Below are 12,271 nucleotides of genomic sequence, written 5' to 3'. Positions count from 1 at the left end.
ATGTGCGGTGCGACTGGTTCAGCTGTCGGTGTCCTTGGGGTGCCGGGTGGAGGCGTAGACGAGGTGTACGGTCCGGCGGGGTTGGTCGACGAGATAGCGGACGCGGCCGCCGGCGGTGACCTCGTACTCCCGCTGCGGGTATTCCGTGCCGTCAAGGGTGACGGTGGTGAGGCGTCCGCGTAGCCTGTGCTGGCGGTCGGGGTCGTTCATGGAGACAGGGTCGGCGCGCAGCGCCTCGTAGCAGCGCCGGGTGTTACCCGGTGCTTCCGTGCACAGGTCGCCCCAGCCTTTGGCTGCGTCGTTCGTGGCGAAACGGAGGCGCCATTCGTTGCCGATGGGTGGTGGCGGGACGTCGTCACCGCGCTTGGGGCTCATGGAGCGGGTACCTCGCCGTGGTCCTCGTCCGGGAGCGGGGCCGTCAGCTGTGCCGTCAGGTCGGGGTCCGCGAGGATCCTGGCGGTGGCGCGCCATTCGACGATGACCCGGTGCAGGTTGGAGTGCACGTCCAGTTCGGCGGCGTCGTGGGTTGCGTTCACGAGGTCGACGACGAACTCGCGCACTTCCTCGGCCGACAGGTGCCGGGTCCACGGGAAGACCTCGGGCAGGGCGAGCAGGATCGCGCGGGCGCCTTCGTCGCTGCTGATCAGGGCCGCGAACAGACGGGCGGTGACGTCGGCGGTCTCCTCGCGCTGGCGGTCATGGCGCTCGGTGGTGAGGTACAGATCCTCGCCGTCGCGGCGCGTTACGTGGACGCGCTGGGCGCGTTCGACGGTGTCGGCAACCCGCTTGGAGTTCTTCGACAGGTCGGAGAACGAAACGGTCAAAGTGGACATAGGTGGAGCGTACTTCGGAATATATTCCGAAGTCAAGTGAAGGTGACACGGTGAACGGTGCCGATCATCACTGCGCCATGGGTCATCACGCCGCCCACCTCCGTCACCAGGCCCGCGATTCCGACGAACAGCGGCGACCAGCTGGGGTCCGTGAAGGTCGTGACCAGGATGTCGCCCGCTTCGAGATCGGCCTCCGCCATGTCAAGGATGACGCGGGCCCTTCCCTCGATGGTCCCGGCGGAAACCGGTAGGCCGATCAGGGCGCCGGCCGGCACGTCGTCGCGCCCGCCTTCTGCCGCCCTTGCTCGAAGCGCCGCTCGGCGGCGTCCGGCTCGAAGTTCCTGACGTTGTCGAGGATCACGGGCACGAGTGTGGTGGGGCGCTCGCGCCAACGTGGCCTCGTGATGGGCCTCGCCCGTTCTGCCCCAGTAACCGTCACCCGATCGGTGACCACTGTGAAAGGCTCATTGTTCCTGTTGGGTATGTAGGCAATGCCTGCTGGGCGGTCGATCGGTAAATGTGTCCCGTGTTGCTGAGGGTGTCGGGATACTGCCTCGGTGACCCTTGCTGCACTGCCTCAACCGCTGCGACCTCGTGCCCTGAGGCCCGGAGATCTCGTCGTTATCGCATCGCTGTCCGGGCCGCTCCATGCCGTTTACGAGCCCGACCTCGAGCAGGCGGTAGTCGTGCTCGAGCGGATGGGATTCCGCGTACGTCGGGCACCGCTACTCGAAGCAGGGCGGCACCATTGGTGGAGCGCGGCTACGCCGGCGGAGACCGCCAGGGAATTCAATGCTCTTCTGCGTGATCCTGAGGTGCGCGCGATCATCGCGCATGACGGCGGCCAGACGGTGCTCGGTTACCTCGACCTGATCGACGTTGAGGCGATCACTGCCGACCCCAAGCCGATCCTCGGCTACAGCGACATCTCGCTGCTGCATCTGGTGCTCTACGCGCGCACGGGTCTGGTCGGGTTCCATGCCGACTTGGCCACCCCTGGACTTGGCGGGCACTGGCAGGCCGCGCCCGCAGCACGCAGAGCGGAACTTGAAAAGCTCTACTCGACGCTGCTGACCGGTACGGAGCCGATCGGTGCGCTGCCAGCCACCCCGTCGTGGGAGTGCTGGCGTGCTGGTCGCACCGAAGGCCGGCTGATCGGCGGGGTGATCAATCGCATCGTGCTGGCGCAGGCGACGCCTTACGCGCTGCCGCTCGAATGGTTCGACGGCGCGGTGCTGTTCTGGGAGGAGATGGGCGGCCAAGCATCGTATGTGTGGAGCTATCTACAGGTACTGCGGCACTGCGGCATCCTCGATCGGATCTCCGGCATGGTCGTGGGCATCCCGTACGCGATCGACGGACTCGACTCGCCCGACGCGTCCCCGACCCTGCCCGAGATCGTCCTCGACGTCCTCGGCGACCGTGACATCCCGGTCCTGGGCAACGTCGAGTTCGGACACGCCGGCCCGAATCTGCCGATGCCGGTTGGCATCCGCGTCGCCCTCGACGCGCAGCAGCGGACATTGTCGCTGCTCGAACCGGCGGTACGCCCGCTCATGGTGACCGGACCGGGCGGCTGAGCGACGCGGATCAGTGAGTTTCATGGGGCCTGCCCAACCTGCTGGTCAGGCGGATGCCGATTGACTGTCGGGTGACCATCACCCGATCGGTGGCCACTCTGAAAGAGCTCAATGGCTCCCCAGCCCGTGGTGAGGGCGGGCTGAGCCCGCCCTCACCACGGGCTTCGAAACATCGCTAGGAACTCCGTAGCCGTGTACTTCAGGTTTGGTTTCCGAGCCGGAGCCCTCAACTGTTGGCTAGTGTGCGGTCGAGGAGGGGGAGCAGGCGGTCCCAGTGGCGCTTCAGTCCGGCGGGGTCGAAGGCGTCGGTGTCGGACATGGTGAACCCGTGGACGGTGCCGGGGTAGATCTCGGAGGTGTAGCCGACACCCGCGGCATCCAGGGCCTGGTTGAGCTCGCCCAGGGCCTCGGGCGTCAGGTCGCTTTCGGCGTGGCCGAAGTGGACCTGGGCGGTGATCTCGGCGAGGGCGTCGGGCCCGTCCGCGCCTACGGGACCGTGGAATGCGGCGACGGCGGCCACCTGGCCGGGGTGGGCCGCGGCGGTGCGCGTCGCCAGAAGGCCGCCTATGCAGTAGCCGGTCACCGCGACCGGTCCAGCGGCGACCTCGGGCTGGCTGGTGAGGAACCTGAGGTAGGCGTCAGCATCGCTCAGGACACGTTCGGCGGTGTGCGCCTCGATCAAGGGCATCAGCTGGGCGAAGACCGCGGACCGGACCTCTTCTCCGATGTACTCGGGAAGCTCGATCACCGGTGCCGGGCCGTGCCGGTAGAAGAGGTTGGGGACGAGCACGTAATACCCGTGCCCGGCCAGTTCGTGGGCCATCTCCCGCAGCACGGGCCGGATACCGAAGCCATCCGCGTACATCAGCACCCCTGGGTGCCGCCCACGGTCGGGGAAGGCGGCGAAAGCGTCGGCCTGGCCGTCCGCGGTGGGAATGTGCAGCATCTTGATCGGCATGAGTTCCTCCTGTCGTGGTTGACGTGTCGAGCTGTGATCAACACGACAGGAGGCGGAGCCCGCGCAGCAGCGCCAGATCCTCGATCCGACAGCGGGCCAGCACCGGCCCGTACGGCGCTCAGAGCAGCGCCGGGTCACCAATCCGTGTGTGGCGCAATGCCGTCCCGGTAGTCATCGCCGCTTAACGTAGCCCACCGGACAGGATCGATTCCAGTGCTCCCCCCAGTCCACAGTGCCGTTCGCGAGAATGATCTTGGTCGGCGCCTCGGATCCTGAACCCTGTCGACGCCCGTTCGAATGCAGCCCAACAACCCGGAAGTGGCTGAGCGAGGTTTTCTTAACGAAATGATCTCGTGAGGTGACTCGGCTCAGGGGATCCCGCGAGCCGCGATGAGTCCTGCGGCGTCCGGCGGTCGTACTGTCGAACCCGTTACCGAGGAGGACTTCTGATGCGCAGCGTGACCTATTCGATGAGCGTCTCACTTGACGGCTACATCGTCGGGCCGGACGGCGACTTCGACTGGACGGCGCCCGACGAGGAGGTCTTTCGCTTCGCCACCGACGAGATTCGAGAGGTCGGCGTCCACCTGTTGGGACGACGGCTGTACGAGACGATGCTGTACTGGGAGACCGCCGACCAGGATCCATCGCTCGACGACTCAATGCTCGAGTGGGCCGCGATCTGGAAGCCGCTCCCAAAGGTGGTGTTCTCCACCACGCTGTCGGCGGTGCAAGGCAATGCCCGCCTGGCTTCCGGCGGCCTGGCGGAGGAGATCGAGCGGTTGCGAGCCGAGCCGGGGGACGGCAACATCGCGATCGGCGGCGCGGCTCTCGCCGCCGAGGCGGCCGCGTTGGGTCTGATCGACGAGTACCGGGCCATGGTCTACCCGGTGCTGGTTGGCGGTGGCATTCCGTTCTTTCCCCAACGCGAGCGCCGGGTGGATCTCGAACTCGTCGAGACCCGCACCTTCAGCTCGAGAGTCGTCCACCTCCGCTACCGCGTGGCGCGCTAAGTGCGCGGAGCCGCGCGAGATTTCGGTGCGCCAGCAGAATCCGAGCCATCCCGACGAGACGCCTCTGCGGCTTCACATGAGCTCCTCTGCGGACGGCCAGCCTGCGGGGTGGCCGACCCCATGACGCCCGCCGCACTGCGGGCGCGATTTTGCTGATCCTCGGCGTTCCGGACACCGTCGTGCCCTCGGTCACGGGTGGGGAGCCCGGCCATTTGGCTGGTCAGCCGGTGCGGAGGATACGAGATTCGAACTCGTGAGGGGTTGCCCCCAACGCGCTTTCCAAATGTTCGTCCGGGTGTTCGGCAACGGCCGTCAACGTCCCGACCTGCTGCTGAGCGCTTCGACAGGCACCCTGTGGACGCCCGCGAACGGGGCTGAATGCAACCCAAACTGCAACCCTCTTGCTGGCTCGGTCCTCGACGGTCACGTCCGCTGGGGCGGTGGCGATGGCCACGCAGTGATGCGGTTTTCGGGCCTCGGCAAGGAGTTCGACGCGCATGTAGCGGGTGCCATGCCAGGCCCATCGTCACCGGCCAGAGCTGCGAACCGCTCTACCTGTGCGCGTATTCGACTGATTCCAGCTCTTTCAGCCCCCACGACAGGCCCGACGACGTCTATGGGGGCGCCGTCACCCTGCACACCGGCGGGGAGTATGCGTCCTACCTCCTGCTGCCCGTCATCCCCGACTGACAGTGATGCCGGCTGATCACCCGGACGTTCAAGGAGAACGGAGGCGATCCCTGATGCCGGTATCCGCCGCCACGGAGGCAAAACTGCGGGAGGCCATGGCCCGTCTGCTGGCCGGTGAGCCCCTTCACACCGCCGGGGCCCTGACGAAGGAGAACCTTGCCCGCGAGGCCCAGGTCAGCCACGCGACCGTCCACCGGGCTGAGGAGGTGCTGGCCGAATGGGACGCCAACGTTGCTCGCCCGGTCCTCCGAACTCCCGGAGAGGTCGCCCGGGACGAGACGATCGACGAGCTCCGCAAGCAGCTGAGGAAGGCAAAGTCCCAGGTCACAGAAGTGCAGGGCAAGCTCGATGCACTCGCTACGGTTACTGCGAATCTCTACGCCGAGAACCAAGCCCTGCGGAAGAGAGTTGACGGCCGTTCGCGACTGGCGAGTATTCCTGCCAGCGAGTGACCGAGGGGCCAGCCCCGCCAGGGGGGCTGGCTTCAGGTCAACACCGTCGAGAGCAGAGCGCGCGTCTCTGCGACGACGCGGTCTTGAAACTTCGGGTCGTGCACCTGCGTCGAGCCGAGCATCGACTGGCCCCGCTCGTCGTAGTAGACGCCGGTCTCTCCCGACTCGTTCAGCAGGGCGTTCGTGACGACCTTCGCGGCCCGCGCCGGGGTGCTCCAGTACTTGATGAACGGGGCGAGCAACCCCAGGACGTACTTCCCCAGCAGGCGCAGGAAGACGTTCGCGTCGCGCGAGAGGCCCGTAGCCGGGCTGAAGCCCGGTTCGACGGCGTTGAAGCGCAACCGCGGAGTCTCGCGCGCGAACGCCATCACCGTCGCGAGGTTGCATTGCTTCGACGTCGCGTAGGCGTCGGCGCCGGGCTGGGTGGAACCACCGGGCTTCCACTCGCCGCGCGCGCTCGCCTCGGCAGAGATGTAGCGACCGCCGCGGAACCCAGCGACCACGGCGGGCTTGCGCTCGGGGTCTTCGACGGCGGAGCAGAGGAACACCACATTCGCGCCGTCGGGGAGATGCGGCATGAGCGCCTCGGTCAACACGAACGGACCGAGGTGGTTCGTCGCGAACGCCGTGTCCCAGCCCTGAGCGTTCTTCGTGGCGCGCATCTCGAGGAGGCCTGCGTTGTTGACCAGGCCCGCGAGCGGAAGACCGAGCGCGATGATCTCCGCGGCCGCGCGCCGTACGCTCGCGAGATCCGACACGTCGCACACGACCGCCACCGCATGCCGGCCCGCGCGCTCGACCGTCTTCTGCACGTCGTCGAGCTTTCCTTGGTTGCGGCCCACCAGGACGACCGTGCCGTGCTTTGCCAACTCCAGAGCCGTGCGGTAACCGATGCCCGACGTCGGGCCGGTGATGATGTACGCCTTGCGCTCGCCCGAACCTGTCTTCGCCATGTGCGCTCCTTAGCTGTCTGTCTAGTCAGTCATTTATCGGCAAAAGAATGCAGCCCAACATCCGACCATTCAGCAGCCCAGCATCCGACACAGAGCGTCGAACCCGACCCTGCGGTGTTCGTCGGCGTTGTCGGGGTCCTCGATCATGAAGTCCATCGTCGCTTCGGCCAGCGAGTTCATCATCGCGCCGACAAAATCCGTCGACGCGTCCCGCATCGGCCCGCGGGCGCGCACCCGCTCGAGAATTCCCGCGACGTCCGCCATCGCCTGATGCGAGGCGGCGCGAGTCTCCTGGTTGATGTCGTCGGAGACGCCCAGGAGGGCGAGAGCCCGCCTCTCGTCCGGGTTCGACGTCGCCCAGCGCGTCCAGTTCGACCACATACGAGAAAACTGCTCGCGCGGCGGAGCCTCCACCGAAAACCCTTCCAGCGAGGCGTTGGCCATCCCGCTTTTCAGCTCAAGGTAGAGCTGGTTAAAGAGCTCGGCCTTCGTCGCGAAGTAGGTGAACAGCGAGCCGTTCGAGGTGCCTGCTTCCCGCGCAATGACCGCCGTCGGCGCGCTGAGGCCCTGCGCGACGATGACACGAGTCGCCGCTGCCATCAGCGCGTCCCTCTTGTCTTTACTCTTCGGTCGGGCCATGGCTGAAGCGTATAAATGAGTGGCCAGTCAGTCAAGTCGGTGGCGTACGCCGTCGAGGTAGACGCGGATGCCGTCCTGGCCGGAGGCTGTGAACGTGAAGGGGCCGCCGGAGCCGAAGTCACGGGTGATCTGCCAGCGCACCCCGAAGTTGTCCTTGCCGACGCCGGACACGCCGGGCGAGTTGCTGCCCCAGTTCTCGCTGATCGCGGTGTCGGTGTCGGTGCGCTTCGGGGTGCCGGTGAGGGTGGTGTTGGCGAAGTACTGGCGCAGGAAGGTCGGGTTGCCGGTGACCGAGACGTCGGCCGTTCCTGCGGAGGTGTTGCCCGACTTGTCGACCGCGCGGACCTCGTAGAGGTGGGTGGTCGTGCCGGCGGTGGTGTCAGTGAAGGTCGTGCCGGTGACCGTGTGATGGGGCTGCCGAAGGAGGTCCGGTCGGGGGTGCGGCGGTAGACGCGGTAACCGGCCACGTCCATCTCCTTGTTCGCCGACCAGCGCAGGACGTTCCGCTTGGCGCCGGCGTCCCGGGCGATCGACAGCCCGGTCGGCGTGAGTGGGGCCACGTGGTCCACGGAGGCCCCGGTACGCGGGGTGTAGGCGAACTTGACGGCGGCGGCGCCGTTCCAGTTGACGTAGTCGATGCGGAGGCTGTGCGTGCCCTTGGGGATGGTCAGGTTGACCGTCTTGGAGACGGTGGCGGCCCCGTTCTTCCACAGGTCGATCTTGCGTACGCCGTCGAGGTAGACGCGGATGCCGTCCTGGCCGGACGCGGTGAACGCGAAGGGACCGCCAGAGCCGAAGTCGCGCTTCACGCTCCATCGGACACCGAAGTTGTCCTTGCCGACGCCGGAGACTCCGGGCGAGTTGGTGCCCCAGTTCTCGTTGATCGCGGTGTCACAGTCCGTGCGCTTTGGGGCGCCTGAAAAGCCGGTGTTCGCGAAGAACTGCCGGGTGTAGGTGTTCGTCGCGCACGATGCCGCCGACGCCGCCGACGCCGGCGAGGCGGCAACCGCGACAAGACCGCCCGTCAACGCGACCCCCACCGCGGTCGCGGTGGCCAGACGGGATCTTCCGACACTGCGCACTGTGTTCCCTTTTGAGTACGTGACTGTCCCTCAGACAGTCGTACGAGATGTGAGATTCATGAGAGCAGCCTATGGTTGTACGACCAAGCGATTTCCGGTCGCCGCCGGTGGCCAGTGCCCCTGCACGCAACATTCGCCCCGTCGCTGCCGCGTACCGAGACCGGCTCGCTGCTCGGCGACCTGAAGGCCAACGCCCGACTGGTGCAACGCACCTTGGCCGATCCACGGCAGGGGCGCTGTTCAAGGCCGTCATCGCGGCGGCCACCTCCGAGGCGAAGACGGCCGAGGCATTGCGTCACTTCTACGACATCCGCGTCAAGGGGTGGGCTCCCTGTGTCCAGCGGGCCGTTGACCGGGGCGAGGTGCCCGAGGGTACCGACACCCATGAGGTGATCCGCGCTCTCTTCGCCCCCCTCTGCTACCGGCTGCTGACCACCGGCGATCACCTCGACGAAGCCGCCGCCGACCGGGCCGCAGAAGCCGCCGCGGGCCCTACGAGGTAGACGTCCGCGTCCACCTGGTTCCTGGCATCGGCGCGCACCGCCTCGACCGCCTAGAGCCGGAGCACCTGGAGGCCTTCTACGCAAAGATGCAGCGCAACGGCAGCAAGGCCGCGACCGCGCACCATGTCCACCGCACCGTCCGGGTTGCGCTCGCGGGGCTCCCCGGATCGAAGAGGATGAGGTCGAGCCGTTCAGCATCGAGGAGGTGCAGAGCCTGCTTCTGGAGGCTTCGAAGCTCCGGAACAGCGCGCGGTGGGTCATCGCCCTGGCGCTCGGCCTCCGCCAAGGGGAAGCTCTCGCGCTGCACTGGGAAGACGTGGACCTCGACGCCGGTTACGTCCGCATCCGCAAGAACAGGCCCGGGCCGAAGTACCGCCACGGCTGCGGTGATGAGCCGTGCGGCAGGAAGCCGGGTTTCTGTCCGAAGCGGGAACAGAAGCGGCGCGAGCACAAGAACACGAAGTCCCGCTCTGGCCGCCGTACTGTCGGCCTGCCCGATCCGCTCATCAAGCTTCTCCGCAAGCACAAGGAGGAGCAGGAAAGCGAGAGCGCGGAGGTTGGTGCCGACTGGGCGGGCACGGGATATGTGTTCGCCTCGCCCACGGGCGGGCCCTTGCATCCGAGCACCGATTACCACGTCTGGAAGCGGCTCCTGCGGGACGCGGGCGTACGCGATGGGCGGCTTCACGACGCCCGGCACACAGCGGGCACGGTTCTCCTCCTCCTTGGCGTCCCTGACGTGATCGTTGACGCGATCATGGGCTGGGAGCCGGGCGGCGCGGCACGGATGCGGGCCCGATACATGCACGTCACTGGTCCGATGCTCCGCAAGGTGGCGGACCAGGTCGGTGAGAAGCTGTGGGGCTCATCCGGCCCCCAATGAGACGAAAAATGAGACGGAGACACAACGAAGGCCCCGACCATGATCAGGTCGGGGCCTTCGTTTGCCCTGGTGGGCGGGTGCGGAGGATACGAGATTCGAACTCGTGAGGGGTTGCCCCCAACACGCTTTCCAACTCTGCATGCCATAGTGCGGCGGCGTTCAGGGCGGTTCAGAACCCCGGTCGGGCAGGCTCAGCGATCTCCGCTGAACGCGCCCGAACGGTGGTGAACGAGACTGCGGATGAGACTACGCCAGGTTCATCTCGGTGGACGCCAGACCCCTGAGGCATAGAGAGGCATGGGCGGTCCGTGCTCAGGCCTGAGCGGCCCTGATCCTGGTCCACACCTGGTCCACCCGCTGGTCAGCGGTGGGATACCAGCAAGTCAAGTGAGCCAGGATGCAACGCAAAGGGGTGCCCGCCTGACGCGGGCACCCCTTGTGAGCTGGTCATTCGCTTGGCTAGGCAGTGGGTGTGGGATTTGAACCCACGGTGACGCTGCGAGGGGCACCCAAGAGGCGCCAAGGCAACACCGTTGCGTTTGGGCTGTGAGTCGTACGTCAAGCCCTGGTGAACGGCGCAACGGGACGTCCTGATAGATCAACTTGTGCTGAGCAAGACGATCAACCAATGCCGGAAAGTTGCAAGCTTCGACGGCATGTCAAGTAGCCTGTGAAGATTCCTAGTTGCAGTACAGGCGAATGGGACCTGCGGTAATTGGGGTTGTCGACCAAGACAGCCCAACACCGGAGGTCCCGTTGCCGGATCAGTGTGCCACGATGACGCTGACCCAGACCATCACTACGGCTCGCGGGCTCTTCGCTCCGGGGCATCTAGGTGCTCTGACCTGGTTCGCACCCTTCGAGTTGGTGGACGACCTGCTGGACGGTCCTGGCCGACAGGGCCGGATACGGCAGGTGCCGATGCGGGTGGCGGTGTACTTCGTGCTGGCCCTGGCCCTGTTCCCGGACCTGTCCTACGCGGGGGTGTGGGACATGCTGACCGGGGCGGTGAGCCAGATGGGGCACCGGGTGGCGACGCTGACCGACGCCGGGCTGGCCGATCTGCGCCGACGGCTGGGGCCGGACCCGCTACGCGAGCTCTTCGAGGTGGTCGCCGGCCCGCTGGGACAGCCGCGCACGGTAGGAGTGTCCTACCGGGGCATGCGCACGGTCGCCTTCGACGGCTGCAAGTCCACCCGGGTCCCCGAGACCGCCGACAACGTGGCCTGGCTGGGCCGGCACAAACTCGCCGCCGGCGCGGTGGCCGCTTATCCGCTGCTGTCGGTCATGGCCCTGGTCGAGACCGGCACTCGCGCTCTGCTCGGCGCGGTCCTGGGCCCGGTGCGTGGCGAAGTGGACACCGCCCTGGAACTCATCGAGCACGTCAAGGCGGGCATGCTGGTCCTGGCGGACCGCGGCTTCGACGCGAACGCGTTCATCCGTGCCGTCCACCGTGCCGGCGCGGCCGTGCTGCTGCGCGCGTCCGCGTCCCGCAAACCCGCTGTCCTGCGGGTGCTGCACGACGGCTCCTACCTGTCGGTCATCGCCGGGGTCCCGGTCCGCGTCATCGCGGCAACGGTCACGGTGACCTGTGCTGACGGCAGTGTTCACCAGGGCGTCTACCGTCTGGTCACCACGCTGACCGACGCCCACCGCCACCCCGCGACCGATCTGTTCGCCCTGTATCACCAGCGGTGGGAGATAGAGGTGGCGTTCCTGGCCATACGTCACACCATGCTCAAGGGCCACATCCTGCGGTCGGGCGACCCGCAGGGCCTGCGCCAGGAGATGTGGGCCCAGCTGACGGTCTACCAGCTCCTGCGCACCGCGATGATCGACGCCACCGACGCGATCGAGGGCTGCGATCCGGACCGCGCGTCCTTCACCGCCGCGCTGACCGCCGCCCGACACAGCGTCACCCTGGCTTGGACATGGACCGGATCAGCTTCACCGTCCTGCTGACGACGGCCGCCGACACGGTCACCACCGCCGGCAACATCTTGCCCACGAGCCCGACCGACCTGACCGGCGTGATCGGCCGGGCCGTTCTGGGCACCCTCCTGCCCGCCTGGCGCCGCCCCCGTGTCAAGGCCCGCTCCCGCAAGAACCCCACCACCAAGTACGGGCCGAACGCCGGACAACACCCCCAGACCGCCCAGACCTACATCTTCCAGGCCGACATCATGTTCTTCGAACACGGGCTTGCATGCCGTGCCCGCTGCTAAACGCAACGGTGTTGGGCGCCAAGGTGGTACGTGATCACCGTCATCGGGCTGCATTCGGCCGCACTCGCCTGTGCACACGCAAAGACCCCGCATCCAGCGCCTTGGCTGGTGGCGGGGTCTTCCGGCACCTGGTGCGAGGTGCCCCCCCCAGTAGGATTCGAACCTGCGCACACGGCTCCGGAGGCCCTGGGCTCATCGGCTGTTTGCGCTGTCATCTCCATGCCGAGTCTTGCTGAGGCATCGGTTGGCCGCGAATAGGCCGAGCCTCGGTGCTCCACGACCACAGCCGACGACATCAACCCAGCTCAGCCAAGCTCGAATGAAACGCGGAGGCTAGTGTCTCGTGATCCTGCAGTCGTTACTTTGATCGATGGGGCTCGTTGGTTCTGGCATGGAGCTCTCTGTGGAACAGACCGCTGAGTTGCGGGAGTTGGTGAACAGTCGCGACGTGCCGGCTGTC

10 protein-coding genes and 4 pseudogenes are annotated in these 12,271 nt (G+C 66.9%); 7 read left to right on the top strand and 7 right to left on the bottom strand.

Features of this window, described 5'->3' with window-relative positions; all coding sequences use genetic code 11:
• Nucleotides 1-18: 18 nt before the first annotated feature.
• From FCI23_RS41575 to FCI23_RS41565, 3 genes and pseudogenes are all read right to left on the bottom strand, one after another.
• Nucleotides 19-375 (bottom strand): hypothetical protein, encoded by a 357-nt coding sequence (locus FCI23_RS41575; RefSeq protein ID WP_136729277.1) that lies wholly within the window; start codon nt 373-375, stop codon nt 19-21.
• The gene (locus FCI23_RS41570) at nt 372-833 is read right to left on the bottom strand and encodes a prevent-host-death family protein (protein ID WP_136729276.1); all 462 of its coding nucleotides are present in this window, start codon (nt 831-833) and stop codon (nt 372-374) included. Before FCI23_RS41570 ends, FCI23_RS41575 begins: the two co-directional genes overlap by 4 nt.
• Before the next feature lie 65 nt (nt 834-898).
• Nucleotides 899-1,239: pseudogene (locus FCI23_RS41565) on the bottom strand (PEP-utilizing enzyme); the annotation flags it as partial.
• Between the two features lie 151 nt (nt 1,240-1,390).
• Here FCI23_RS41565 and FCI23_RS41560 point away from each other — a divergent pair.
• A complete protein-coding gene (locus FCI23_RS41560; protein ID WP_136729275.1) occupies nt 1,391-2,413 on the top strand; it encodes a S66 peptidase family protein in 1,023 nt (340 codons plus the stop codon).
• Between the two features lie 226 nt (nt 2,414-2,639).
• On the opposite strand, the gene FCI23_RS41555 is transcribed toward FCI23_RS41560, so the two are convergent.
• The gene (locus FCI23_RS41555; protein ID WP_136729274.1) at nt 2,640-3,371 is read right to left on the bottom strand and encodes a dienelactone hydrolase family protein; all 732 of its coding nucleotides are present in this window, start codon (nt 3,369-3,371) and stop codon (nt 2,640-2,642) included.
• A 449-nt stretch (nt 3,372-3,820) separates the two neighbouring features.
• Between FCI23_RS41555 and FCI23_RS41550 the strand changes: the two genes are divergently transcribed.
• Both FCI23_RS41550 and FCI23_RS41545 read left to right on the top strand, forming a co-directional pair.
• Complete coding sequence (locus tag FCI23_RS41550; RefSeq protein WP_136729273.1) at nt 3,821-4,384, top strand: dihydrofolate reductase family protein; 564 nt, start codon at nt 3,821-3,823, stop codon at nt 4,382-4,384.
• 743 nt (nt 4,385-5,127) lie between these two features.
• Nucleotides 5,128-5,526 (top strand): hypothetical protein, encoded by a 399-nt coding sequence (locus tag FCI23_RS41545; protein WP_136729272.1) that lies wholly within the window; start codon nt 5,128-5,130, stop codon nt 5,524-5,526.
• Nucleotides 5,527-5,558: 32 nt separating this feature from the next.
• On the opposite strand, the gene FCI23_RS41540 is transcribed toward FCI23_RS41545, so the two are convergent.
• The 3 genes and pseudogenes from FCI23_RS41540 to FCI23_RS64675 all read right to left on the bottom strand — a co-directional run.
• Nucleotides 5,559-6,479 (bottom strand): SDR family NAD(P)-dependent oxidoreductase, encoded by a 921-nt coding sequence (locus FCI23_RS41540; RefSeq protein ID WP_136729271.1) that lies wholly within the window; start codon nt 6,477-6,479, stop codon nt 5,559-5,561.
• Nucleotides 6,480-6,548: 69 nt separating this feature from the next.
• Complete coding sequence (locus FCI23_RS41535) at nt 6,549-7,118, bottom strand: TetR/AcrR family transcriptional regulator (RefSeq protein ID WP_136729270.1); 570 nt, start codon at nt 7,116-7,118, stop codon at nt 6,549-6,551.
• A gap of 42 nt (nt 7,119-7,160) precedes the next feature.
• Nucleotides 7,161-8,200 (bottom strand): annotated as a pseudogene (locus FCI23_RS64675) (PA14 domain-containing protein); the annotation flags it as partial.
• Nucleotides 8,201-8,341: 141 nt separating this feature from the next.
• Between FCI23_RS64675 and FCI23_RS41525 the strand changes: the two are divergent.
• From FCI23_RS41525 to FCI23_RS41510, 4 genes and pseudogenes are all read left to right on the top strand, one after another.
• Nucleotides 8,342-8,703, top strand: a pseudogene (locus FCI23_RS41525) (TetR-like C-terminal domain-containing protein); the annotation flags it as partial.
• Nucleotides 8,694-9,586: pseudogene (locus tag FCI23_RS41520) on the top strand (tyrosine-type recombinase/integrase); the annotation flags it as partial. The pseudogenes FCI23_RS41525 and FCI23_RS41520, both read left to right, overlap by 10 nt.
• Nucleotides 9,587-10,363: 777 nt before the next feature.
• Nucleotides 10,364-11,548: an IS4 family transposase gene (locus FCI23_RS41515; protein WP_169317180.1), complete on the top strand. Its 1,185-nt coding sequence runs from the start codon at nt 10,364-10,366 to the stop codon at nt 11,546-11,548.
• The gene (locus tag FCI23_RS41510) at nt 11,518-11,811 is read left to right on the top strand and encodes a hypothetical protein (protein WP_136729267.1); all 294 of its coding nucleotides are present in this window, start codon (nt 11,518-11,520) and stop codon (nt 11,809-11,811) included. The genes FCI23_RS41515 and FCI23_RS41510 overlap by 31 nt, the downstream gene beginning before the upstream one ends.
• Nucleotides 11,812-12,271: the final 460 nt, after the last annotated feature.

Source organism: Actinacidiphila oryziradicis (genome assembly GCF_005047355.1).
Taxonomy (GTDB): domain Bacteria; phylum Actinomycetota; class Actinomycetes; order Streptomycetales; family Streptomycetaceae; genus Actinacidiphila; species Actinacidiphila oryziradicis.
Note: the sequence above shows the minus strand (reverse complement) of the source record. Positions and strands in the feature narration are given on the sequence as shown.

What these genes read in the sequence shown, in the direction of transcription:
- FCI23_RS41575 (WP_136729277.1), bottom strand. Translation starts at nt 375, where the DNA reads ATGAGCCCCAAGCGCGGTGACGACGTCCCGCCACCACCCATCGGCAAC.
- FCI23_RS41570 (WP_136729276.1), bottom strand. Translation starts at nt 833, where the DNA reads ATGTCCACTTTGACCGTTTCGTTCTCCGACCTGTCGAAGAACTCCAAG.
- FCI23_RS41555 (WP_136729274.1), bottom strand. Translation starts at nt 3,371, where the DNA reads ATGCCGATCAAGATGCTGCACATTCCCACCGCGGACGGCCAGGCCGAC.
- FCI23_RS41550 (WP_136729273.1), top strand. Translation starts at nt 3,821, where the DNA reads ATGCGCAGCGTGACCTATTCGATGAGCGTCTCACTTGACGGCTACATC.
- FCI23_RS41545 (WP_136729272.1), top strand. Translation starts at nt 5,128, where the DNA reads ATGCCGGTATCCGCCGCCACGGAGGCAAAACTGCGGGAGGCCATGGCC.
- FCI23_RS41540 (WP_136729271.1), bottom strand. Translation starts at nt 6,479, where the DNA reads ATGGCGAAGACAGGTTCGGGCGAGCGCAAGGCGTACATCATCACCGGC.
- FCI23_RS41535 (WP_136729270.1), bottom strand. Translation starts at nt 7,118, where the DNA reads ATGGCCCGACCGAAGAGTAAAGACAAGAGGGACGCGCTGATGGCAGCG.
- FCI23_RS41515 (WP_169317180.1), top strand. Translation starts at nt 10,364, where the DNA reads ATGACGCTGACCCAGACCATCACTACGGCTCGCGGGCTCTTCGCTCCG.
- FCI23_RS41510 (WP_136729267.1), top strand. Translation starts at nt 11,518, where the DNA reads ATGGACCGGATCAGCTTCACCGTCCTGCTGACGACGGCCGCCGACACG.